21 protein-coding genes are annotated in these 23,089 nt (G+C 43.1%); 19 read left to right on the top strand and 2 right to left on the bottom strand.

Features of this window, described 5'->3' with window-relative positions:
• Positions 1–124: 124 nt before the first annotated feature.
• Positions 125–1,042, bottom strand: a complete 918-nt coding sequence (locus tag CVV21_00105) for a hypothetical protein (protein ID PKL92784.1) — start codon at positions 1,040–1,042, stop codon at positions 125–127.
• 169 nt (positions 1,043–1,211) lie between these two features.
• Between CVV21_00105 and CVV21_00100 the strand changes: the two genes are divergently transcribed.
• From CVV21_00100 to CVV21_00015, 18 genes are all read left to right on the top strand, one after another.
• On the top strand, positions 1,212–2,516 hold the full coding sequence (locus tag CVV21_00100) for an amine oxidase (GenBank protein ID PKL92783.1): 1,305 nt from the start codon (positions 1,212–1,214) through the stop codon (positions 2,514–2,516).
• A gap of 12 nt (positions 2,517–2,528) precedes the next feature.
• Positions 2,529–3,233 carry a glycosyltransferase family 2 protein gene (locus tag CVV21_00095; GenBank protein ID PKL92782.1) on the top strand — a complete coding sequence of 235 codons (705 nt, stop codon included), beginning with the start codon at positions 2,529–2,531 and terminating at the stop codon, positions 3,231–3,233.
• 13 nt (positions 3,234–3,246) lie between these two features.
• Positions 3,247–4,206: a hypothetical protein gene (locus tag CVV21_00090; protein PKL92781.1), complete on the top strand. Its 960-nt coding sequence runs from the start codon at positions 3,247–3,249 to the stop codon at positions 4,204–4,206.
• 66 nt (positions 4,207–4,272) lie between these two features.
• Positions 4,273–5,733, top strand: a complete 1,461-nt coding sequence (locus tag CVV21_00085; protein PKL92780.1) for a hypothetical protein — start codon at positions 4,273–4,275, stop codon at positions 5,731–5,733.
• Between the two features lie 75 nt (positions 5,734–5,808).
• Complete coding sequence (locus CVV21_00080; GenBank protein ID PKL92779.1) at positions 5,809–6,720, top strand: hypothetical protein; 912 nt, start codon at positions 5,809–5,811, stop codon at positions 6,718–6,720.
• A 53-nt stretch (positions 6,721–6,773) separates the two neighbouring features.
• A complete protein-coding gene (locus tag CVV21_00075) occupies positions 6,774–7,868 on the top strand; it encodes a hypothetical protein (protein PKL92778.1) in 1,095 nt (364 codons plus the stop codon).
• 157 nt (positions 7,869–8,025) lie between these two features.
• A complete protein-coding gene (locus CVV21_00070) occupies positions 8,026–8,580 on the top strand; it encodes a hypothetical protein (GenBank protein PKL92777.1) in 555 nt (184 codons plus the stop codon).
• Positions 8,581–8,707: 127 nt separating this feature from the next.
• Complete coding sequence (locus tag CVV21_00065) at positions 8,708–9,340, top strand: site-2 protease family protein (protein ID PKL92776.1); 633 nt, start codon at positions 8,708–8,710, stop codon at positions 9,338–9,340.
• Between the two features lie 17 nt (positions 9,341–9,357).
• Positions 9,358–10,335 carry a tryptophan--tRNA ligase gene (gene trpS, locus CVV21_00060; protein ID PKL92775.1) on the top strand — a complete coding sequence of 326 codons (978 nt, stop codon included), beginning with the start codon at positions 9,358–9,360 and terminating at the stop codon, positions 10,333–10,335.
• A gap of 3 nt (positions 10,336–10,338) precedes the next feature.
• Entirely contained in the window at positions 10,339–11,082 is a 744-nt protein-coding gene (locus tag CVV21_00055) for a hypothetical protein (GenBank protein ID PKL92774.1), read from the top strand.
• 40 nt (positions 11,083–11,122) lie between these two features.
• The gene (gene scpB, locus CVV21_00050) at positions 11,123–11,953 is read left to right on the top strand and encodes an SMC-Scp complex subunit ScpB (GenBank protein PKL92773.1); all 831 of its coding nucleotides are present in this window, start codon (positions 11,123–11,125) and stop codon (positions 11,951–11,953) included.
• Positions 11,954–11,998: 45 nt separating this feature from the next.
• Complete coding sequence (locus CVV21_00045) at positions 11,999–12,754, top strand: pseudouridine synthase (GenBank protein ID PKL92772.1); 756 nt, start codon at positions 11,999–12,001, stop codon at positions 12,752–12,754.
• Positions 12,732–13,805, top strand: coding sequence for a prephenate dehydratase (locus CVV21_00040; GenBank protein PKL92771.1), 1,074 nt, complete (start codon positions 12,732–12,734; stop codon positions 13,803–13,805). The genes CVV21_00045 and CVV21_00040 overlap by 23 nt, the downstream gene beginning before the upstream one ends.
• A 37-nt stretch (positions 13,806–13,842) precedes the next feature.
• On the top strand, positions 13,843–14,862 hold the full coding sequence (locus CVV21_00035; GenBank protein PKL92770.1) for a phosphoribosylformylglycinamidine cyclo-ligase: 1,020 nt from the start codon (positions 13,843–13,845) through the stop codon (positions 14,860–14,862).
• Positions 14,863–14,937: 75 nt separating this feature from the next.
• On the top strand, positions 14,938–18,744 hold the full coding sequence (locus CVV21_00030; GenBank protein ID PKL92769.1) for a hypothetical protein: 3,807 nt from the start codon (positions 14,938–14,940) through the stop codon (positions 18,742–18,744).
• A 550-nt stretch (positions 18,745–19,294) separates the two neighbouring features.
• Positions 19,295–19,849 (top strand): hypothetical protein, encoded by a 555-nt coding sequence (locus CVV21_00025; GenBank protein PKL92768.1) that lies wholly within the window; start codon positions 19,295–19,297, stop codon positions 19,847–19,849.
• 15 nt (positions 19,850–19,864) lie between these two features.
• Complete coding sequence (locus CVV21_00020; GenBank protein ID PKL92767.1) at positions 19,865–20,752, top strand: zinc metalloprotease HtpX; 888 nt, start codon at positions 19,865–19,867, stop codon at positions 20,750–20,752.
• A gap of 108 nt (positions 20,753–20,860) precedes the next feature.
• Complete coding sequence (locus CVV21_00015) at positions 20,861–21,088, top strand: hypothetical protein (GenBank protein PKL92766.1); 228 nt, start codon at positions 20,861–20,863, stop codon at positions 21,086–21,088.
• A gap of 181 nt (positions 21,089–21,269) precedes the next feature.
• On the opposite strand, the gene CVV21_00010 is transcribed toward CVV21_00015, so the two are convergent.
• Positions 21,270–22,217 (bottom strand): NAD(P)-dependent oxidoreductase, encoded by a 948-nt coding sequence (locus tag CVV21_00010; GenBank protein PKL92765.1) that lies wholly within the window; start codon positions 22,215–22,217, stop codon positions 21,270–21,272.
• 46 nt (positions 22,218–22,263) lie between these two features.
• On the opposite strand from CVV21_00010, the gene CVV21_00005 reads away from it, so the two are divergent.
• On the top strand, positions 22,264–22,872 hold the full coding sequence (locus tag CVV21_00005) for a hypothetical protein (GenBank protein ID PKL92764.1): 609 nt from the start codon (positions 22,264–22,266) through the stop codon (positions 22,870–22,872).
• Positions 22,873–23,089: the final 217 nt, after the last annotated feature.

Below are 23,089 nucleotides of genomic sequence, written 5' to 3'. Positions count from 1 at the left end.
GTAAAATCAGAAGTTTTATTAACAATATAATTTTTGTTTTTGTAGGGGACGTGCTCCTGCGCGTCCCGCAGAATTTCCAAGCCTCCAAGTATCCAAGCATCTAACCCTCCAACCCTCCAAGCATCTAAACTCCCTCGTACATCCTTACCTGATTTCTTCCGTTGCGTTTTGCCGTATACAATGCCTCATCCGCGAATTTAACCAGTTCTTTTACGGATGGTGTTGTATTGTTCCACACAGAAATTCCTATGCTGATTGTAATGTTGAATTTAATGTTATTACATGCAAAGTCTTCTTTTTCCACTGCCGTACGAATCCTTTCTCCAAGATATAGAGCTGATTTGTAGTCGGATACAGGGCCTATCACCATGAACTCTTCTCCGCCGTAACGTCCCACAACATTTATGGCGCGGGATTTATCTTTAAGTATTGCGGCTATTCTTTTTAACACATCGTCGCCGCACTGATGGCCGTAAGTATCGTTGACCTTTTTAAAGAAATCAATGTCAAGAAACATCACTGTCATCGGGTTGCCGGAGCGCTTTGAAAGTTCAAACTGGTACTTAAGCTGTTCTTCAAGGTACCCTTTGTTAAAGAGCCCCGTTAAAGGGTCGCGGTTGGCTTTGTCTTCCAGTGTCTCTGTTTTTTCTTCCAGCATATAATAACTTTTACGGAGCGCGTTTGTTATATCACGGTAGGAAATTATGCCGATTAATTTATCATTTTTTGTGATGGGTATTCTTCTTATCATATTAAGCGACATTAAGGTGGCTGCTGTTTCAATATCCTGGTCAGGTTCCAGCGTAAGCACAGGGGAGCTCATAATATCCTGCGCCTGTTTATTAAGTGTCTGTTCCTTATATACGGTAATGGAGCGTATTATATCCCTTTCGGAGACTATTCCGACAGGGTAATGGTTATTATCCACAATCACAATAGCGCCTATGCGGTGCGCCTGAAGCCGCTTTGACATATCAAGGATTGTATCTGTTTTTGCGGCTGTCAGAACATCTGTCATCATAACATCACTGATTTTTACCATAAGTACCTCCTGTTGTTAAGATTTTAGGTCAAAGTGCGGTATTTGTCAAACGGGGAAATGCCTTAATTTTAAAAGGAATTCAGGGGCTTCTTCCCGTTTAAATTTCGTATACCAAGAAAGCTGTCATATATGATATACTCTCTTATTATATGTATTTAAAGGAGGAATTATGTTGACAGGCGTGGTTGGCGGAGGCATAGCAGGGCTGGTCGCCGCATACAGATTATCAAAGGCAGGGCACCAGGTATTTGTTTTTGAAGCGGAAGAAAAACTTGGCGGGCTTGCGCAAAGTATGGATTTTGCCGGCACAAAACTTGACATGTTTTACAGGCATATTTTCAAGAGCGACCTTGATATAGTAAATTTAATTGATGAACTTCAGCTTGAATCGCAGATGATGTGGATAGAATCAAAAGTGGGTTTTTATACCGGCGGAAAAACATATCCTTTTACCACCCCTATGGACCTTTTATCATTCCCTGTACTTCCTATTATTGACAGGATAAAACTTGGGCTTATGGCGCTTTACCTTCAGCGCGTAAATGATTGGAAAAAATATGAAAAAATTACAGCAAAAGAGTGGGTCTCTAAATATGTGTCAAAGAATGTTTATGATAAAGTATGGGGCCCTTTAATGAACCAGAAGTTTGGGCCGCTTGCGGACACAGTGGCAATGACGTGGCTGTACGGCAGGATTCATTCAAGGGTGGCGTCGCGTGAAGGCGGCGGGGCCAAGGAAGTTCTGGGTTACATGAAAGGCAGTTATCAGGTGCTTGTGGACACCCTTGAAAACGCTGCATTAAAAGAGGGCGCCAGAATAATGAAAAACACCCCTATCAGTAAAGTGGTGCTGGACAACGGCAAAGTAAAGGGTGTTGTGGTAAACGGGCAGGAACATATAATGGATTCTGTTGTCTTAACCTGCGCTCCGGCTATTTCGCGCAAACTTGTATCTTTTGATAAAGAGTATGACGAAAGGCTTTCAAAGATGAAATATCACGGCGCGATGAATTTAATTATGAGGACAAAAAAATCGCTAAGCAAAACCTACTGGCTTAATGTGGCGGAAAAAGACAGCCCGTTTGTGGCGGTAATTGAACACACCAACCTTGTGCCCGGGGAATTTTACGGCGGCGACACGGTTGTATATTTAAGCAAGTATCTTAATACCGAAGATGAACTTTATAAAGCTTCAGATGAAAAGGTTAAAGACACGTTCTTTGACTATCTTAAAAAGATATTTCCGGAGTTCAGCTCGGATGATGTGCTTGAATACAGGGTGAAAAGGGCGCCTTATTCCCAGCCTATAGTGGGGCTTGAATTTTCAAAAATCAAGCTTGATTACAGGACGCCCATAAAAGGGCTTTATTCCGCCAATATGACGCAGGTATATCCCGAAGACAGGGGTATGAGCTACAGCGTAAAACTTGGCAACGAAGTAAGCAATATAATGATGGAAGATAATAAAGCGTAACGGAGGTAATACTTGAAAATATCAGCTTTTTTTCCGGCATACAACGAAGAAGCAAACGTAGGCGCTCTTGCGCTTAAAACCTCAAAGGTACTTGCCGGTATCTGTGAGGATTATGAAGTAATAATAGTAAATGACTGTTCCAAAGACAAAACTAAGGAAGCTGCGGAAGAAGTGATAAAGCAGGACAGCCATATAAAACTTATTAATCATGAAAAGAATAAAGGATATGGCGGCGCGGTAAAGTCCGGGTTGTATGCATCTAAATTTGAATGGGTGTTTTTTACTGACGGCGACGCTCAGTTTGACGTGGCGGAAATTCCCCTTCTGGTAAATATGACGGATAAATACGATTTTATAAATGGGTACAGGATTAAAAGGCAGGACCCGTTTAACAGAAAACTTAACGCGTTCATGTGGGGGCTTCTGGTAAAGACCCTGCTTGGATTCTGGGTTAAGGACGTTGACTGCGCGTTTAAGCTTTTCAGGAAAGAAATTATAGACAACGCGCAGCCGGAAGCCGAGGGCGCCATGATATCCACGGAACTTCTTGCAAAGACAAAAAAGCTTGGGTATAAAATAGGGCAGATAGGCGTGCACCACTATCCAAGGGTGGCGGGAACGCAGACCGGTGCCAAGCCCGGTGTAATTTTAAAGGCGTTTAAGGAACTTATCAGGCTTTACGGAAAAATTCAGAAAGTAAAAAAAATTAAAAACTGATTTATGGAGAACGATGAATAAAAAATTATTAATTTTATCCCTGTTCACGCTGACACTGCCTGTATTTATTTTTAGCGGCGGCGAAACAGGCGGCGATGTGCTTAAAGTTGAAGCCGGAAACAGGGCGGCCGGAATGGCAGGCGCGTATACGGCAGCCGGCAGCGGAACTGAAGCAATCTTCTATAATCCGGCAGGTATTTCATCGCTTACAAAAACACAGTTTGTTTACAGCCATATGTTTTCATACGCTTCAATGTCTGTGGAACATATTGCATTCGGCAGGTATGTGGACACTCCTCTGATAGAAGGAAGCGCGGGCATATCTGTCCTTTACAGGCACATGCCTGCAATATCCAACGCGGACGCGCAGGACGCCCCGGTTGAATTTTATGATTTTGTCCTGGCAGGCGTTTTTGCCAATGACTTTTACAGTATAATCAGGGAAGAATTTTATAAAGATTTAAGGTTTGGAATTGCCGCCAAGCTTATCTTTGAAAATATAGGCATATATAAAGCCACCACTTACGCGGGCGATATAGGGATTAAATATATCTTTCAGCAGTCGGGTTTCGCTGTTGGGGCTGCGGTACAGAATATTGGCGCTCCCATAAAAATAATTTCCGAATCCGCGCCGCTGCCTTTAACTGCAAGGATAGGCGCCCGGTATCAGTTTGATTTTGACGAGGACAACAAAATTGATATTGCGCTGGATTACATACACGATTTTTATGATTATCCCAGGGTGGCCTTTGGTATGGAAGACCGCCTGCTGGATATGATTTATTTAAGGCTGGGTTTTAACACCCCGTTTGATTCAAGGTCATTATCTTTTGCGTCCGCGGGCTTTGGGATTAAAATCACCCAGTTTGACGTGGATGTAACGCTTAATTACACATATAAACCCGTTTTTATGAGCGGTTTTAATATGATTGAATCAACACACTCCGCCGGAATGACGGTGGAACTGCCTTAAAATATTTTTATTCAAAAGTGGCTGTATCAGTGCCTTGACAATACAGGGCGGCAAATATATAATTTTATGGGAATCAATTACCGCGAAACGCGGTATAAAAATGGAGGTAGTATGAAAAAAACACTTTTCTTAATGCTGGTTTCTTTTGTGATTTCATCAGCGGTTTCGGCTAACACCCTTTCGGCCATTAATACTTATGATTCCGGGCTTTATCCAAGGGGGATTGTAATAGCTGATATAAACGGAGACGGTAAAAATGAAGTTCTGGTTGCTAATTTTGGTGAAGATACGCTTATCGGGCAGGGAAGCGATGTCACCCCCACTTCGTCAATATCAATTTTTAGAAACGGCATGAAAGACGTGATTGCCGCGGGAAATACACCCAGGGGTCTGGCTGCAGGTGACTTCAATAATGATAAGATAACAGATTTTGCCGTGTCAAATTATGAAGACGGCACTGTGATGCTGTTTCAGGGAAATAATTCCGAAACTGTTGAAGTCGGAAAATACCCGGTGGGTATAGCCATAGGTTCAATAGACAATGAAGGCGTTAAAAAAGATGATATTGCGGTGGCGGTTTATGCGGACAGTAAAGTATCCGTGCTGGTAAGGGACAGCAAAGGCGCAATTGAAAAAATTGATATTGCGGTTCCGGGAAACCCCACGGACGTGGCAATAGGCAGGCTTAATAATGAAAGGGTTATTTTATCTGCAAATTATTCCGCAGCCACAATTAGCGTAATTAAAAAACAGGACGGTGTTATAACCAAGACTGCGGACATACCCGCGGGGTCAGGGGTATGCAAGGTAAAAATTGCAGATGTCACGGGCGACGGTAATGAAGATATTGTGGCGGCAAATTTTCACGATAATACTGTCTCTGTTATAGAATTTAAAAATGGCATTGCGCAGGAACAGACGGTTTATAAACTGAACGGATTAAGGCCTAACGGAATAGCGGTGGGCGATATTAACGGCGACGGGCTGCTTGATGTGGTAACCGCAAACCGTGACAGCGACACAATTGATATCCTTATTCAGAAAGACGGAAAGCTTGAACTTTCTCAGAGTATATCCGTAACTGAAGATGAAAATAAAACCTACGGGCCGGTAGAAGTGGCAATTGGCGATGTTAATGCAGACGGCCTGCCGGATATTGCCTTTACTCACATGAGGACGGGCACGTTAAAGGTTATATATCAGGAAAAAGAGAAAGAGGAACAGCCGGTATTAATTCCCGAAATGAATAAGGCCACTGTTTTTAATTACCCCAACCCCGCAAAGACACAGACAACTTTCAGATTTCCTCTTCAGGAAAAACAGGAAGTGAAAATCGCGGTTATGGACATCAAGGGAAACCTTGTATGGAGCAGAACAATATCCGAAGCAGAAGCCGTAAAAGGTATTAATTACATAACATGGAACCTTGTTAATGATATTGGACAGGGTGTTTCCAACGGCGTATATATTCTTAAGGTAATCACAAAAGAAAAAGTCATAAGTAAAAATATTGCAATAGTAAAATAGTTTTTTATCTGTATAAAAAGCAGACAGGGCGGTATTTATCCGCCTGTCTGCTTTTTAAATTTAATGGAGATTTAATTGAAAAAAACGATAATGATTATAATGGTCTTTATTATTACCTGCAGCGCTCAGGCGGCAGGTACAGGCGGCGGGGCAGCGGCATTTTTGCGCGCGGGAGCCGGGGCAAGGGCGCTTTCACTTTCCGGTGCTTTTTCCGCTTCGTATGATGACGCTTCGTGCGGATATTGGAATCCGGCTGCTGTTGCGTTTACGGGAAGGCCGGGCATCTCTACCATGTACTCGCTGTTATCCGATGAAAGGGCATACAATTATGCGGCGATAGTTTATCCGACGCCGGCAGGCGCATTTGGCTTCAGTTTCTTAAATTTCTCAATCGGCGGAATAGAAGGCAGGACATCTGATACGGAAGGGTACACGGAGATAAAAGATACAGAAAACGCCTATTCTATAACGTATGCTTATCCGATTACCCGCTGGTTCAGCGCGGGCGCAAATTTTAAAGTATTACAGATAACTCTTGGCGATTACAGCGCCGGTGGCATAAGTTTTGACGCGGGTGTGATATTGAAGGCAAGTGAAATAGTATCTGTCGGTGTTTCTTTAAGGGATGCCGCGGGTTTTTTAAAATGGAACACAGGGTATAAAGAAGATATCCCGATATTAATGCGGATTGGAACACAGGTAAAATTATTTGATAATATTTTAAATTTATCCGTTGACGCGGAAAAGAACGAGTTTGAAGGTCTGGCAGTAATGTCAGGGGCGGAAGTGTCATTATTTAAAATGTTTTTCCTGCGTGCCGGCTTGTCATACGGGATGGACAGTTACGAATTTGATTATACCGCCGGGATGGGTGCAAGAGTGCCTGTTTCCACGTTTTTAATACAGGCGGATTACGCTTTCCAGAAAGAGGAATATTTTACATCGTTTCAGGCACAGCACAGGTTTTCCCTGTCGGTGTACTTTTAAGCGGTAACCCCCAAAGAAATTAAAAATATTCATTTGAAAGTAAAAAGGATAAAATGGCTGATAAAATCGGAAGGCAAATAGAGAAAGGCATAAAAAGTTTTTTTATAAATTTCCTGTCTTTTGTTATTCCTGAAAACGCAAAATCAAAGCTGAAACCCATAAACCGGATAAAGTCGGTGCTTGTAATAAGGCCTGACAGGCTGGGTGATTTTATACTTACGGTTCCCGCAATACAGCTATTAAAGAAAAATCTTGCACCGGGGGCAAAACTCACTATTCTTTGCGGGGAGCGCGGCCTGGACATTGCGAAAATGTATTTCCCTAAAGACAGAATAATATTAAGAAAAAAAGGCATTTTAAATTTTAAGATGTGCGTGATTAAAACCGCTTTCAGACACGATGTGGTGATTAATTTTCACTCTTATCCTTTTTCCATGACATCCGCCATGCTTACGCTTTTTACCTTTTGCGCCGCCAGGGTGGGTTTTAAAGAAACCGAAAACGTAAAAGTTCCGCTTGCCTGCAAAGTTTACAATAAAGGTATTGTATTAAATGATGATGCAATGCATGAAACAAAGAAAAATTTCGCTCTTCTTTCGGTCTTTGGTATTAACACTGAAGAAGCACCTGTATTGATTAACCCGGAGATTGATGACGGGATAAAAACTATTGTAAATAAATATTTTTTGTCTCTGGGGCTGACAGAAAAACCGGTTATCATTCACCCAACGCTTATGAAAAAAGATAACCGCTGGGAAAAAGAGAGGTATGTTCAGTTTGCCAAAATGGCATCTGAAGCGGGTTTGCCGGTGATAGCGGTATCCGGAATGGGTGAAGACGCACAGATGGAAGAGTTTAAGAAAATATCCGGGGATTTAAAAGGGCTTTATTATTATCCGTACAGGGAAATACAGTATCTTATGGCGCTGGCTGAAAAAGCCGCGTGTGTGGTATGTAATGACAGCGGAATTATGCATTCGTTGTCGCTTGTCTCCCCGGTTGCGGCGGTGTTTGGCCCAAGCGTGCTTTCAAGGTGGAAGCCAATAGGGCCGTTTAAAAATTATTGTTTTCAAAAAGATGACGGCGAATGCATGTCGGTAGCGGCAGAAGAGGTTATGCAGGCTGTGAAAAATATTGCGGCAATGTAAACTAAAAAGTTATTTATTACGTCTGATTAAATAATGAATTTATTGTTCTTAATAAAGGCAAAACCAATAAAAATCTTGAAATTGCAGAAAATTGGTATATAATGGTTGTATGCCAATTAAGGAAGAAAAATAAAAAGGAAAAGAAGGGGAGGAAATTATGAAAAGAACGGTTATGGCAGTTATGGCTTTTGTTTTTGCGGTATCAATGGTTCAGGCGGCTTCGTGGACTGTATATGAAGACTACACAGCCTACAAAGCTGTAAAGGATGCTGCAGCAAAAGCATCAGATGAGGGCAATACCACAGCATCAGTTGCAAAGTACAAAGAAGCGGCTTCACTTGCGGCAAAATCAGCCACAAAAGAAATTCAGGCATGGCAGCTTAACAGCGCGGCGTATGAGTTAATTAAAGTTTTTAAGAAAAATACTGATTATTCCGCTAAAATTGAACAGTTATCAGGAATGACTCCAAGCAAGGAAAAGTTTGCCGCACAGAAAGACATCGCGGTAATTCTTGAATCAAACATGGGATTACTTGATGAGGCAAAGGGCATACTTGAAGAGGCAAAAGCACTTGAAGGCGGAGAAGGCCCTGCGGAAAAAATAGCAAGTAATCTTGATTTTATATCCTGGGTAAATCAGTTCCTTGAAGATACAAAGAACCCTGTGGAAAAAAAGGTTGAAGCAGCTGTAAAAGAAGAAGTTAAAAAGTAATAATTTAATACAGGATATTTTCAAAAAGGCGGCCTTTTAAGGGCCGCCTTTTTTCATTATAGAATTGAATAAACTATGCTATAATAATTTGCGTTTTTCATATTGTTTATAAGGAGAAAATTGGTAAATGGACAGGCTTTCGGAAATTATTATTCAGATTGTTGTGCTTATATTTGCCGTGGTGGTGCATGAAGTTTCTCACGGCCTTGTGGCAAACAAGCTTGGCGACCCGACCGCAAAAGACATGGGAAGGCTTACTTTAAACCCGCTTCCCCACATAGACCCTTTTATGTCCATTATCCTTCCGGCTATGCTTATATTTACGGGCTCTCCATTTGTAATAGGCGGCGCAAAACCGGTGCCTGTAAATCCGGCATATTTTAAAAACCATAAAAAAGATATGATGCTTGTAAGCCTTGCCGGCCCGGGTTCGAATATATTATTGGCGGTTGTTTTTGCGCTTATACTTAAAGCTGTGCTTTTATTCCCGGCTTTGGAATCGCAGGGATTATTTATGTTTCTTAAATACGGAATAATGCTTAATGTAATTCTTGCGGCGTTTAATCTGATTCCTATTCCGCCGCTTGACGGGTCCAAAGTGTTAATGGGTTTTATGCCGGACAGGATGATGTACAGCTATATGAAGCTTGAACCTTACGGGCTTTTTATTGTGATAGGGCTGCTTGCTTTTGGCATTCTTGATGTGATTTTTAAGCCGATATATTATGCGATTATGAAACTGATATCGTTTATTCTTTAATAACAGGGAGATTTAAAATGGAAAGTGTATTAAGCGGAATGAGGCCTACAGGCAGGCTGCACCTTGGCCACCTTGAAGGCGTGCTAAAAAATTATGTGGAAATGCAGGATAAATATAAGGCTTTTTATATGGTGGCTGACTGGCACGCTTTAACCACTGATTATGAAAAACCGAAAAATATCACAGAAAATACAATGGAAATGTATATTGACTGGCTTTCTGTGGGGATTGATCCGAAAAAAGCCGTGATGTTTGTGCAGTCCGCGGTAAAGGAACACGCGGAACTTTTCCTGCTTCTTTCAATGATAACCCCTGTGCCGTGGCTTGAAAGAAATCCCACGTATAAAGAGCAGAAACAGGAGCTTAAAGAAAAAGACCTTTCTACTTTTGGTTTTTTAGGATATCCCGTGCTGCAGGCGGCGGACATACTTGTTTACAGGGCGAATAAAGTTCCCATAGGCGAAGATCAGCGCCCGCATCTTGAACTGGCGCGTGAAATTGTAAGAAGGTTTAATAATTATTATGGTGAATTTTTTCCGGAGCCAAAAGAGATACTTACAATGTATCCCAAACTGCCGGGCCTTGACGGAAGGAAAATGAGCAAAAGTTACAACAATGCTATTTATCTTGCGGACAGCGCTGAAGAAACGGAAAAGAAAGTAAAGATGATGTTTACAGACCCTTTAAAGGTAAAAAAGAATGACCTTGGACACCCTGAAGAATGCGTAGTGTGCGCTTTTCATAAAATTTATAACGGTGAAGGTATTGATACTGTAGAAAAAGAGTGCAGGGAAGGCACGCGCGGATGCGTTGACTGCAAGAAACAGCTGACGGTATTTTTAAACGCAAGGATGGCGCCTATAAGGGAAACGCGCGCGCAGTTCGAGAATAAACCTGATTTAATCAGGGATATCATAAAAGACGGAAATGCAAGGGCCGCTGCTGCCGCAGTTGAAACAATGGCAGGCGTAAGGCACTGCATGAAGCTGGGGTAAAAAATGGACGGCGATTATCAGCTGAAGCTTGCGGTTTTTGAAGGGCCGTTTGACCTTCTTCTTTATTTAATAAGAAAGAATCAGATAGATATTTATGATATTCCCATAGCCAAGATAACAGAGGAATACCTTGAATATATAGATATGATGCGCAAGTTTAATCTTGAAGTGGCGACGGAATTTATTGTGATTGCCGCCACGCTTATTTATATTAAAGCCAAAATGCTGCTTCCCAAAGATGAACTGCTGCAGCAGGATGAAGAAGACCCAAGGATGGAACTTGTACAGCACCTTCTTGAATACAACACGTTCAAGGAAGTATCGGAAAAGATGAGGCTGTATGAAGCCAAAAAAAGGGACATGTTTGAAAGGTTAAATCCGCTTAATATCAGCGCGGATGACAAAGAATTGTCGTTGGATATTTACGCGCTGGCAAAAGCCATGGATTCAATTTTAGACAGGTTAAAGGAAAGAAAACTGATAGTGATACCGGGCGAAGCGATTAAGATAAAAGACAGAATGTACGAACTTTTGGATGTGCTGCAGACCGTGGATAACGTAAGCTTCTTCAATATGTGCGAAAAAAATAATAACAGGCTTTATATTGTGGCGCTGTTTATGGGCATACTGGAACTGTTAAGGCTTAAAGTTATCAGGGTTTATCAGGACTTTACTTTCGAGGATATAAGGATAGATATTATAGACAGGAACTTTGACAGGGCAGTACTGCAGAACATGGGCGATTAGCCGCAGGTTAAAAAAGTGAAATCATAAGGACGGTAATAAAATGGCAAAAATAGACAATGACAGGATAATAGAGGCGCTTTTATTCGCAAGCGATAAACCTTTGCCGGTGCAGCTGCTGGCGCAGGTAATGGAACTTCCCCATAAGGAAGTGGTGGCTGCGGTAGAACAGCTGACAACAAGGCTTAAGGAAACTGATTCTCCGGTGACGTTAAAAGAAATAGCCGGCGGGTACGAACTGTTGACTCTTCCTGATTATGCCCCTTACATTAAAAAACTTTATAAAAATAAACTGATGTCACGCCTTACCCGCGCCGCACTTGAAGTGCTTGCGATAGTGGCGTACAAACAGCCCATTACAAAACAGGAAGTGGAAATAATAAGGGGTGTTAATTCTGACGGCGTATATCACACGCTTTTAGAACGCAAACTTATAAAAATAGCCGGCCGTAAGGATGCTCCGGGAAGGCCGCTTTTATACACCACCACCAAAGAGTTTATGCAGTATCTTGGCATTAACACGCTTGATGACCTGCCAAAATTGGATGAGATTAAAACCATACTTGAAAAAGATGAATATATTGAAAAGTGGGAAGATAAAATAGAAGTGGCAAAGAATCAGACAATGATTAATTTTGATGATGAAGAAAGGCAGAAACTTATGCACCGGCAGTCAACTGAAGAAATGCTTGCTGAGGGTGATGAGAATAATTCTTCTGATGAAATTCAGGGTGAAGACAAGAAAGAAGTTCTTGATGAAGAGTTAATCCCCGAAACGCTTGATGACGACGAAGAAGATGAAACTAAAATTAGAATAAAAGATGAAGATGAAGATGAAGATGAAGATGAAGATGAAGATGAAGATGACAAATAGGGCAATTCAATATAATTTTTTAACTTGTATTTAAAGGAGTACTATATGATGAGGCTTCAGCAGTATATAGCACGCTGTGGTGTTACTTCGCGCAGAAAAGCGGAAGAACTTATGACACAGGGAAGGGTCACTGTAAATGGCAAGTTTATACGTGAATTAGGCTTTAAAGTGGATGCGGCAAAAGATGCTGTTAAAGTGGATGGCAAACTGTTAAGAAAAGAGACCCCTGTATATATAATAATGCACAAACCTGAAGGGTGCGTGTGTACAGTTGCGGATGAAAAAGAAAGGCGAACAGTACTGGATCTTCTTCCTGTGCATGTGGTTGACAAAGGCAGGCTTTTTCCTGTGGGAAGGCTGGATTACAACACCACCGGCTGCCTGTTTCTTACAAATGACGGCGACTGGGCCAACAGAATTACCCATCCTAAATATAAAGTTGATAAAGTATATATGGTTAAATTAAAAGGCAGGGCAGATACAAAGCAGTTAGACCGCCTGAAAAGGGGCGTAACCGTTGACGGCGTATATGTAAAGGCAAAAGAGGCGGCGCCAATTCATAAAAATGAACAGAACGATGTGCTTAGAATGGTTATTACGCAGGGATTGAATCATCAGGTAAAAAATATGTGCGCTGCAGTGGGTTTAAGCGTGGTAAGGCTTAAAAGGGAAAGTGTGGGAAAAGTAAGTGTTGCCGGCCTAAAGCCGGGAGAGTTTCGGTACCTTACAAGGGATGAAATAGATACATTTGCCCCCCTAAAAAAAGAGGTGAAGCCCCGTGAAAAGAAAAAAAGACCTTAGCCAATACAGAAAACAGATTGATGCGGTAGATAAAGAAATAGTTACGCTTCTGCACAGCCGTGCTGAAAGTGTAAAAAAGATAGCGCAGCTTAAAAACTCCGCCAGTATGGAAGTATATGACCCGGCAAGGGAAGCCGCAGTGCTGGAAAATTTAAAGAAAGTTAAAAAGGGCCCTTTCCCGTTAAAAGGCATAGAAGCTGTTTACAGCGAGATTTTTTCGGTTTCTAGGTACCTTCAGCGCGGGGTAACAGTTTCATATCTTGGGCCCATTGCCACTTATTCGCACCTGGCAGCGGTAAATCGGTTTGGAAAAATGACAAATTATTCCCCGGCAGTCAGCATTAAAGAGGTTTTCTCTGAAGTGGAAAAAGGCAATGCTGATTACGGATGCGTTCCCATCGAAAATTCCACTGAAGGCGCTGTAAATTACACTTACGATATGTTCGCGGATTCTGATCTAAAAATATGTTCAGAGATTCTTTTAAAAATAGAACACTGCCTGTTGTCAAAAGAAAGCAGGCTTTCTGCTGTTAAGACGCTTTTTATACACCCGCAGACGCTGGGGCAGTGCAGGGAATGGATAGAAAGCAATATTCCCGGCGCGGTAATTAAAGAGGTATCAAGTAATTCGAAGGCCGCATTGGAAGCGTCAAAAATTAAAGGCGGCGCCGCAATTGCCGCGGAACTTGCCGCTGAAATTTACGGGTTAAAAGTGCTGGCAAAATCCGTGCAGGACATGACGGATAACTATACAAGGTTTTTCATAATAGGCAAAACTTTCAGCAAAAGGACGGGCAGGGATAAGACATCAATAATGGTATCGATTAAGGACAAGCCGGGAGCGCTTTACAGGCTGCTGCAGCCCTTTGATAATTACCACGTGAATCTTTCCAATATTGAATCCAGGCCTTCTAAAAAAAAGGCGTGGGACTACCTGTTTTTTGTTGATGTGGAAGGTTACGCGGAAGATAAGAATGTTAAAGACGCGCTGGAAGCCGTGGCGCGTGAAGCAGGCTCTGTAAAAGTCCTTGGTTCGTACCCAAGGTTTTAATTTACAAATATTAAATAATAAACAGATTGGAGAACACATGGCAAAAAAACTTTCATACAAAGCAGCAGGGGTAAATATTGACGCGGCAGTTGACGCGCTTTCTAAAGCAAAAGCACACATAAAATCCACTTTTAATAAAAAAGTGGTAACAGACATAGGCAGTTACGGCGGCGTGTTTGATATGGGCGGCGGACAATGCACCGTTGCCAGCACAGACGGCGTGGGCACCAAACTTAAAATTGCACAGAGTATAAACAAACACGATACCGTGGGGCAGGACATTGTAAACCACTGCGTGAATGACATACTTGTGATGGGCGCAAAGCCCCTGTTTTTTCTTGATTATTTCGGCTGCGGAAAACTTGAAGGCAAGGTGCTTGTGGACGTTATATCAGGAATGGCAAAAGCGTGCAGGGAAAACGGAACGGTATTAATAGGCGGAGAGACGGCAGAAATGCCCGGTGTTTATAAAGAAGGTGAATACGACCTTGTGGGCACGATAGTCGGCGAAGTGGAAAAGAAAAAAATATTAACAGGTAAAAAAGTTAAACCGGGAAACGCGGTTATTGGCATTGGTTCTTACGGGCTTCAAACCAACGGGTTTTCTCTTGCAAGGCGCGTATTTGAAAGCAAAAAAATACCATATACAAAATATATTCCGGAATTAAAGACCACGCTTGGGCTTGCGCTTTTAGAACCCCACAGGTCTTTTTTAAAATCCGTGTATCCGCTTGTACAAAAAGGGCTTATTAACGCAATGTCGCATATAACCGGCGGAGGTTTTTATGATAATATAGTCCGCGTGCTTCCGGGTAATGTGGACTGTGTTATAAAAAAAGGGTCATGGGAAATACTTCCCATATTTAAAATGATACAGAAGCTTGGGGGGATTGAAGACAGGGAAATGCACCGTGTATTTAATATGGGTGTGGGAATGGTTCTTATTGTTCCTGCTGATAAGGCGAAAACGGTTGTCTCTTCACTTAAAAAGTCAGGCGAGCGCGCGTGGCTTATAGGCAATATAACCAAAGGGAATAAAAAAGTTACTGTCGTTTAAACGCAACTTTTTACTTTTTCGCGCGTTATAATAAGTAGATACAGTTTTGCCCGTTTTAAACAAGAAGGAGTATCTATGAAGAAGTGTCTTATTGCCGCTATAATATTTTTAACCGTTTACCCGCTGTACGCGGGTATGTTTAACTTTACCCTTCCGTGGGATGATGATTCCAACACAGTAATCAATCTTAGTTATTTAAATCATAAACCTGCCGGGGTTTCCGGATATGTCACTGCAGCGCCTGACGGCCATTTATACGTGAATTCCGGCGCTTCAAGGATAAAATTTCTTGCGGTTAATGTCACATCCACAAATTGTTTTCCGGCAAAGGCGGACGCTGACAAAATAGCGCGCAGGTTGGCAAAATACGGAATTAATCTTGTGCGGTTTCATCTGGGGGATGCTTCGTGGGGGCAGTCATTCATTGATTACACCGGTTATCCGGATTCAAGGCATTTAAACAGCGCAAACCTTGATAAATTTGATTACTTTGTTTCGCGGTTAAAAGAACACGGGATTTATTCAAACATAAACCTTCTTGCGGGGCGTGATTTTAAAAGCGCTGACGGACTGCCCGCTTCAATTGATTTAATGGCGTGGAAAGACAAACAGACGCCGGCAATGTTCAGCCCGGCGATGCTTGACCTTCAGAGGGAATTTGCCATGAATTTGTTAGACAGGGTAAATCCTTATACCGGAATTAAGTACACGCAGGACCCGTGCGTGGCTTTTGTGGAAGTGTGCAACGAGCACGGATTAATACACGCATGGCATAACGCCCAAATGGATGTACTGCCCGCTGAATTTAACACGCAGCTTCAGGGAATGTGGGACGCGTATCTTGCGGAAAAATACCCTTCTTTTGCCGCTCTGCAGAGTGTGTGGGGAATGTCGGCGCCTTTGGGTGATGAAAAACTTTTAAACGGTGATTTTGCTTTGGGTTTAAACTCATGGAACAGGGAGACAAATCTTCCGGCTTCTGCCGCATTCACGGTAATTGCAAACGGGCTTGCGCCCGGGAAAAATTCCTGTCAGGTCAATGTTTCCGCTTCAAGCACCATAAACTGGCACGTGCAGCTTAATCAGGGAGTCACTTTAACCGCTGGCAGCCCTTATACACTTTCCTTTTCCGCCAAAGCAGACAGGGCTGCCACAGTGGATGTCATAGTGCAGGAAGTAAACGGCAGCTGGCAGACCTTTTTTACGCGGACTTTAAACCTGACAACCGACTGGCAGCGGTTTGAATTTGTCTTTGCCGCCACAAAAACGACAATATCGGCAAGGGTCAATTTTACGGATATGGCAAAAGCAATTGCGGTATATTCTTTTGCCGATGTTTCTTTCAGGCAGGGCGGTACAATTCCGGGGACAAACCCGGATGAAACTGATTTTAATTCTGTTAAGATTTTTAAAGCTGCCGACAGGTCGGACAGGACAGGCGCGGCAAAAACAGACTGGGTGGATTTTTTATGGCAAAAAGAGTTTCATTACTGGGGCTCTATGAACAATTACATAAAAGTTTCGCTTTCCGCGAAAGCGCTGACAACAGGGACTGTTGTCGGAAATTCAACCCCGAATTTAATGGCGGTTTTTGATGTGGTGGATTCTCACGCTTACTGGCAGCATCCTTCATATGATGGCGAGCAGTGGGTTTCTCCGTGGTGGGTCAACAATTCTTCCGTCTTATCAAAAAGCGACGGCGGTACTGTTTCGGCAATGTCCGTAAAAAGGGTGGAAGGAAAGCCTTTTTCCGTTACCGAATACAACCATCCTTTTCCGAACTCGTTTAACGCGGAAGCGTACAGTGTCCTTGGCGCTTACGCGGCTTTTCAGGATTGGGACGCCATTTACGGATATACATACGGGGACGGCAATATAAACTGGAGCGAAAGCAAACAGGACGGTTTTTTTGACATAGATATGGACCCGGGCAAATGGGCAAATATGCTGCACGCGGCTTTAATGTTTCGGCGTAATGATATATCACCCGCTTCTTCTGCGGTGACAGTGCCAATGGATAATGCTAAGGAACTTGAACTTTTAACAGGCGCCGGGCCATGGCGGTTAATTGACGCGCAGGATGCAGGCATGCCACTTGCGGCATCGCTTATGCACCGCACATCCATAATAACGCAGGGCGGCATTAATCCTTCAGGCGCGCTTTCTCCCGCGGATATAACTGTTCCGGGTTCGGGAATATATACATCAGATACAAACCAGCTAAACTGGGATTCATCCGCAAGGGTTTTAAAGATTGATTCCCCCAAAACAAAAGGGGTGATAGGTAATAATATCGGCGTGGAATATAATTTGTCAGGCGTTATTATAAGGCCCTTATCTTCAATGCAGAACTGGTCTTCAATTATGCTGAGCGTGGCGCAGGGCGGAACTTTTGCGTCAGGCGCGGAAAAAATATTTATAACGGCCGCGGGATTTTCTTCAAATACCGGTGTTGATTACAGGCTGTATCCTTCAGGCGCTTCCGCGGGTTTTCCTCCCGCGGCGAATGCGGATATAAATACAGTTTCATTTGGAACCGGGCCCACTACAACGGAAGGCATAGGCGCGGAATTTGTTTTGCCTTATGCTGCCGCGAATGTAAAAGTATATTCTCTTGATAATACGGGCGCGCGGATTCTGTCGCTTCCGGTGTCTGATGAATCCGGCAATGCCAGGTTTCAGATAAGCGGTACGCGCGGCGCTATATGGTATGAAATTGAGATTTACCCCGGCCCCGCGCCCACGGACACGCTTACGCTGACGCCCACTATGACAAGAACCCCCGGCGGCCCTACAGAAACGGTAACTCCCACTGTTACGTTTACGCCCACATTACAGGCGCTTTTAATTGATGACTGTGAAAACGGAGACAGCGTAAACCTTCTTGGCGGTTACTGGTATGATTACGCGGACAGCTTAAGCACCATAAGCCCTCCTAAAACTTCGCCTTATGTTATGACTTCGGGGGGCGCGGAATCTTCAGCTTACTGCGCAAGGATATTCGGACATATTGCAGCGCAGCCTTCGCCCGATGTTTATCCTTCGGCAGGTTTAGGGACAAATTTAAGGGCCGATTCTGGCTCGCCGTCCTACACGGTTACTGATATAAATTCCTTTGCAGGAGTAAGGTTTTATGTTAAAGGAGGCGGACAGTATACTTTCAGGATACCGTATTTAAACGGGGCTGACGGCACTTCAATGACCGGATACAATGACTACAAAGTTGTTTTCACCGCGCCGGCGCAGTGGGAAATGATGCAGATTCCATTTTCTTCGCTTACTCAGGAAACAGGGTGGGGCGCTTTGTATCCGCTTTCAGAGGTGCTTGCAAACGTAAGGGATATACAGTGGCAGGTGCTGGGTTACGGCAGGGATTTTGACCTGTATGTTGATGATGTTGAACTTTATAATGCGCCGCCGCCTGCAACGTTTACTCCGACAATAACGATGACCGCAACGCCCACGGTATATTTAAGTGAAACGGTGACTGTCACGGTTTCTGTCACCCGTACAATAACCGTGACGCTGACAGCGGTAATTCCTTCGCCTACCGTAACCGCTACAATTACAAATACGCCCCTTCCTGCCGTGCATGCCGCGGATAATCTGGATGAAGCTTATGTTTACCCGGCGGTCTATGACGGCACAAACGGTCAAAAGGGCATTATGTTTGCCAAACTTACACGCAGTTCAGAGATACAGATATTCAACCTTAAAGGGGAACTTGTGCATTTTGCACGGGCAGATTCCGCGGACGGCACGTATCTGTGGAAACTTGAAGGCAGAAGAAAAAATATGAAGATGGCGCCGGGAATGTATATTTATGTTATTACTGCGGATGACGGCGCCGTGAAAAAAGGGAAGCTGGCAATAGTGAAGTAGAAAAATGTTATTCTGAAAAAATAACTTGTTTTAGCTTTGGTACTGGTAGGCGCGTCCCTTTAGGGCGCGGTAGTTGATTTATTTTTGCTTTTTCTTCCGACCCTCCGTGCGTCTGTCCCTCGGCTTTACAGGGCTTGGGTATATTTTTTCAGTACGCACCGCGAAATTGGTATTCTTGCAGTCAAACAAACTTGAAATATTCACTTGGTTAACGTCAATAGCAATCGTGAGCCCGCGTCACATCCGGATTTGCCGGCGCCGCATTAAACCGCCCCTGCCGCATAAATGCTGTGCTTGCGCGGCACGCACTGAAAAAACACACCCAACCCCTGTGGTTTTCTTCCAATTTTCGAATCTCGAATTTTCGTCATTTGTTTTTGCATTCGTCCCCGGTATTACCGGGTTTTGGGTATATGCAGTGGTAGGCGCGTCCCTTTAGGGCGCAGCAGTTGTTTTGTTCTTACTTCCGACCCTCCGATCCTCCGTGCATCCGTCCCTCGGCTTTTATTTATGGTATAATAATTTTAAATTAAAACCGCGGAGGTGAAATATGACAGTGACTGCGATAGTTCTGGGGATTGTTTTTTTTGTGGTTGTTTTTGTAATAGCCATATTCAACAAACTGGTAGGTTTAAAAAACCGCAACAGTGAAGCTTGGGCGCAGATTGATGTTCAGCTTAAACAGAGGACAGACCTTATTCCTAATCTTGTAGAAACCGTTAAAGGATACGCGGCTCATGAGAAAGACACGCTTGAAAGAGTAATTCAGGCAAGGGCTGCTTTAACCGGAGCCGGCGCTGACGTGGCAAAGACCGCGGCCGCTGATAATATGTTAACAGGCGCTTTAAAATCGCTTTTTGCCGTAAGTGAAAATTATCCTCAGCTTAAAGCGGACGCTCATTTTACGCAGCTTATGACGGATCTTTCAGGAATGGAAAGCAAGATAGCATACGCAAGGCAGTTCTTTAACGAGACTGTGCGCGTGTACAATGAATACCAGCAGGCGTTTCCGGGAGTGATATTTGCGGGAATTTTCGGACATACCCAAAAGCAATTTTTTGAAATACCTGAAGAGGACAAAAAACCGGTTTCAGTTAAGTTCTAAGAAACGGGAATATAAATGGTATACGAAGATATAGCAGCCAATAAAAACAATACTTTTATACTGTTGTTTTTCTACGGCGTCCTAATCGCCGGGCTTGGCTGGATTATAGGAGTGCTGTACGGCGACCCGTATTCGGGGATTGTGATAGGCGTAACTGCGTCATTTGTTATGACGTTTATATCGTACTTCAACAGCGATAAGCTGGCCATACTGTCATCAGGCGCTGTAGTGGCGGACAGAAAAATATACCCCGGGCTTTATTACGCCGCAGAGGGTATGGCGCTGGCAGCCGGGCTTCCCGCGCCAAGAGTTTACGTCATGCAAAGCGAAAGCATCAATGCTTTTGCTACAGGACGGGATCCAAAACATTCCGCAATAGCCGTTACAACAGGTGCTTTAAAAAAACTTACCAAACTGGAATTAGAAGGCGTAATAGCCCACGAAATGAGCCATGTAAAAAATTACGACATTCTTGTAAGTACTGTGGCTGCGGTAATGGCAGGGGCAGTTTTTATGATTTCCGACCTTATTAAAAGAAGCGCGTTCCGCGGACGCGCGGGAAGGGCTGGGATTATTTTTGTCATACTGGCAATTGCGGCTGCGATACTTGCACCGATTGGAGCTATGGCCATTAAATTTGCCGTTTCCAGGCAAAGGGAATATATGGCGGACGCGTCAGCAGTTCTGCTTACAAGGTATCCGCAGGGGCTGATTGACGCCCTTGAGAAGATAAAAAAAGAGAGTTATCCGGAAGAAGAATATAATTCAGGAATGCAGCATATGTACTTTGCAAACCCGTTCAGGTTCAGGGCAGATCAGCTTTTTTCCACACATCCGCCGCTGGATTTAAGGATAGAACGCTTAAAGGGGAATATATATAAAGAAAACCCTAAAATGGGTTAAGGTTTCTTGACAACCGTTTAAAATAATTGTATTCTTGAAACTTGACTTTTAGGAATAAAAATGACATAATATCACAAAAGAAGTGATATACATTCAGGAGGTAATAACATGAAAGAAAAAGTGAAAGCGGTTATAGAAGATTTAAGGCAGTACCTTCAGGCAGACGGCGGGGATTTAGAACTTGTAGATGTGGATGAAAAAACCGGCATTGTAAAAGTACGCCTTCAGGGAGCCTGTCAGGGATGCCCTATGTCACAGATGACTTTAAAACAGGGTGTTGAAGCCCGCCTTAAAGAAGAAGTACCGGGAGTCACAGAAGTTATAGCTGTTCCGTAAAAGGCGCGTTAATGCAGTCGTCATTCTGTAAATATGAAAATAAAGAAGAGTGCATGCTGTTAAAGGGAAAGTGCGACCCGGGCCGTAAAGGGTGTGTGATAAGCCGCAAGTTTAAATTTACGGATAAACCGCGGGCAGAAAATGTAAAAGAAAAGAAAGTAAGAACAATCCGCGGCGGCAATTAAAGGGAAAGGATATATTTTATGTGTTCCTTTACCTTTTCCTGTGAGTTAAAAGTAAGCCCAAAGTGTTTGTTCATATTTTCCACAGAGAACATAACAGGGTCTTCGGAATAGCCGCAGTCAAATACTTCCAGTTTGCTTTTGCTGTTGGAATATTTTATGGCCCACTTTGCCGCCTGTTCCCAGCTTAAAAAATTCCTGCTTAAACCGTAAAAGGTTTCCTGTTTAAGGTTTGATTCAAGGACTTTTCTGTATAATACGGCCAGATCGCCGGCCCATATAAACTGTGTGCCGTCATTTTTAATTACCTGTATTGTCCTGCCGGCTTTCGCGTCCGCGCATATCTGGCGGAACCTGTTATCGGGCTGCATTGAAGAACCCGGCACCACGGGGTTTCCAAAGGTGTAACCTGGGCGGATTATGTTAAATTTCAGTTTGGGGTAATAATGGGAATAAGCCGAAATAAAAAGTTCAACTGCGCCTTTGGTGGCGCCGTAAAAATCCGCCGGGATAAGGCGGCAATCTTCGGTTATGCGTTTCTGGTAATATCCGGAAGCCGCGGTGGAAGAAGTATAAAGTATTTTCTGCGCGCCTTTTTTAATTGCAAGTTCAATAAGGCGGACAGAATTTAAGGTTTCGTTTTCTATTATTTCCGGCCCGGTGTCACCCCAGCAAAGGGCAATGTGTACAAGGGCGTCAGGTTTTTTTATTGCCGCTGAAAGCGCTTTAAAATCCTTCATATCCGCTTTAACAATCTTTATGTTTTTTATCTTTCCCAATGCAGGGGCTTTTTGTGGGTTTCTTGCCAGAATTATAACTTCATGGCCGGCCTTGGCCAGTTCCATAGCTGTAAAACTGCCAATAAAACCCGTTCCGCCTGTCAGATAAACGCGCATAAACCCTCCTGCATATTGACAAAACTGATGTTTGTGATAATATGTTAACACAAATCATAAAGGAAGAGGAAGTTAAAAAATATTTTGGAGGGTCTAAATGAAGAAATTGTTAATTGTTTTGGCAGTAGTTTCACTTCTTGTAGCACCGGCATTTGCAGCAAAGTCAAACAGTTTTGAAAAGGCAGTTAAAGGGGAAGGGGTAGACTGGGCAACACAGCAGAACGTTTTAACAGTAAACCCGCTTATTTTTATTGGTATTTTAAGTGCACATTATGAAATGGCAATGGGAAAGACAAATGGACTTGGATTTAACGCGCTGTTTAATTGGTTAGCTATCGGAGATTGGAGCTGGACAACAATTGGTGCAGGAGCAGAATATAACTGGTATTTTCAGAATCACGCTTTAAATGGCTGGTTTGCAGGACCTCAGGCACAGGTAACGATGTCTATGGTAAGTTATACATATACAGAATGGAATGATACTTTTACTGAACTTGTAGAAAAAACAGGAACGGGTTCTGCTATTATGTTTGGTCTTGGTGGTCATGGCGGATATAGATGGATATGGGATAATGGATTTACGCTTGACCTGCAGGTGGCTTTAAGTTACAACATTGGCAGCTCTGTTGAAATTAATGGCGTAAAAGCATCAGGTTTCGGCGGAGTTGGATTTAGCCCGGGGCTTAATTTAGGATATGCATGGTAATTTAGTAATACAAAAAACTGTATTTTCAAAAAGGGCGGCAGAAATGCCGCCCTTTTTTTATTTATGTTTTTGTAGGGGACGCGCTCCTGCGCGCCCCGCGGATACAATATTATGACATTGCCTCTTGCCTTTAAAAAAAGGGATTCTGAAGGACATCATATACACCTTTATACAGGTATTTAACTTCAGAATCAAGGTTTCTCATATCTTTAACAAA

The sequence above is a fragment of the Candidatus Goldiibacteriota bacterium HGW-Goldbacteria-1 genome (assembly GCA_002839855.1).
GTDB lineage: Bacteria > Oederibacteriota > PGYV01 > PGYV01 > PGYV01 > PGYV01.
Note: the sequence above shows the minus strand (reverse complement) of the source record. Positions and strands in the feature narration are given on the sequence as shown.

What these genes read in the sequence shown, in the direction of transcription:
- CVV21_00100 (PKL92783.1), top strand. Translation starts at nt 1,212, where the DNA reads ATGTTGACAGGCGTGGTTGGCGGAGGCATAGCAGGGCTGGTCGCCGCA.
- CVV21_00045 (PKL92772.1), top strand. Translation starts at nt 11,999, where the DNA reads ATGATGAGGCTTCAGCAGTATATAGCACGCTGTGGTGTTACTTCGCGC.
- CVV21_00055 (PKL92774.1), top strand. Translation starts at nt 10,339, where the DNA reads ATGGACGGCGATTATCAGCTGAAGCTTGCGGTTTTTGAAGGGCCGTTT.
- CVV21_00090 (PKL92781.1), top strand. Translation starts at nt 3,247, where the DNA reads ATGAATAAAAAATTATTAATTTTATCCCTGTTCACGCTGACACTGCCT.
- trpS (PKL92775.1), top strand. Translation starts at nt 9,358, where the DNA reads ATGGAAAGTGTATTAAGCGGAATGAGGCCTACAGGCAGGCTGCACCTT.
- CVV21_00085 (PKL92780.1), top strand. Translation starts at nt 4,273, where the DNA reads ATGGGAATCAATTACCGCGAAACGCGGTATAAAAATGGAGGTAGTATG.
- CVV21_00075 (PKL92778.1), top strand. Translation starts at nt 6,774, where the DNA reads ATGGCTGATAAAATCGGAAGGCAAATAGAGAAAGGCATAAAAAGTTTT.
- CVV21_00105 (PKL92784.1), bottom strand. Translation starts at nt 1,042, where the DNA reads ATGGTAAAAATCAGTGATGTTATGATGACAGATGTTCTGACAGCCGCA.
- scpB (PKL92773.1), top strand. Translation starts at nt 11,123, where the DNA reads ATGGCAAAAATAGACAATGACAGGATAATAGAGGCGCTTTTATTCGCA.
- CVV21_00030 (PKL92769.1), top strand. Translation starts at nt 14,938, where the DNA reads ATGAAGAAGTGTCTTATTGCCGCTATAATATTTTTAACCGTTTACCCG.
- CVV21_00005 (PKL92764.1), top strand. Translation starts at nt 22,264, where the DNA reads ATGAAGAAATTGTTAATTGTTTTGGCAGTAGTTTCACTTCTTGTAGCA.
- CVV21_00020 (PKL92767.1), top strand. Translation starts at nt 19,865, where the DNA reads ATGGTATACGAAGATATAGCAGCCAATAAAAACAATACTTTTATACTG.
- CVV21_00070 (PKL92777.1), top strand. Translation starts at nt 8,026, where the DNA reads ATGAAAAGAACGGTTATGGCAGTTATGGCTTTTGTTTTTGCGGTATCA.
- CVV21_00035 (PKL92770.1), top strand. Translation starts at nt 13,843, where the DNA reads ATGGCAAAAAAACTTTCATACAAAGCAGCAGGGGTAAATATTGACGCG.
- CVV21_00025 (PKL92768.1), top strand. Translation starts at nt 19,295, where the DNA reads ATGACAGTGACTGCGATAGTTCTGGGGATTGTTTTTTTTGTGGTTGTT.
- CVV21_00015 (PKL92766.1), top strand. Translation starts at nt 20,861, where the DNA reads ATGAAAGAAAAAGTGAAAGCGGTTATAGAAGATTTAAGGCAGTACCTT.
- CVV21_00065 (PKL92776.1), top strand. Translation starts at nt 8,708, where the DNA reads ATGGACAGGCTTTCGGAAATTATTATTCAGATTGTTGTGCTTATATTT.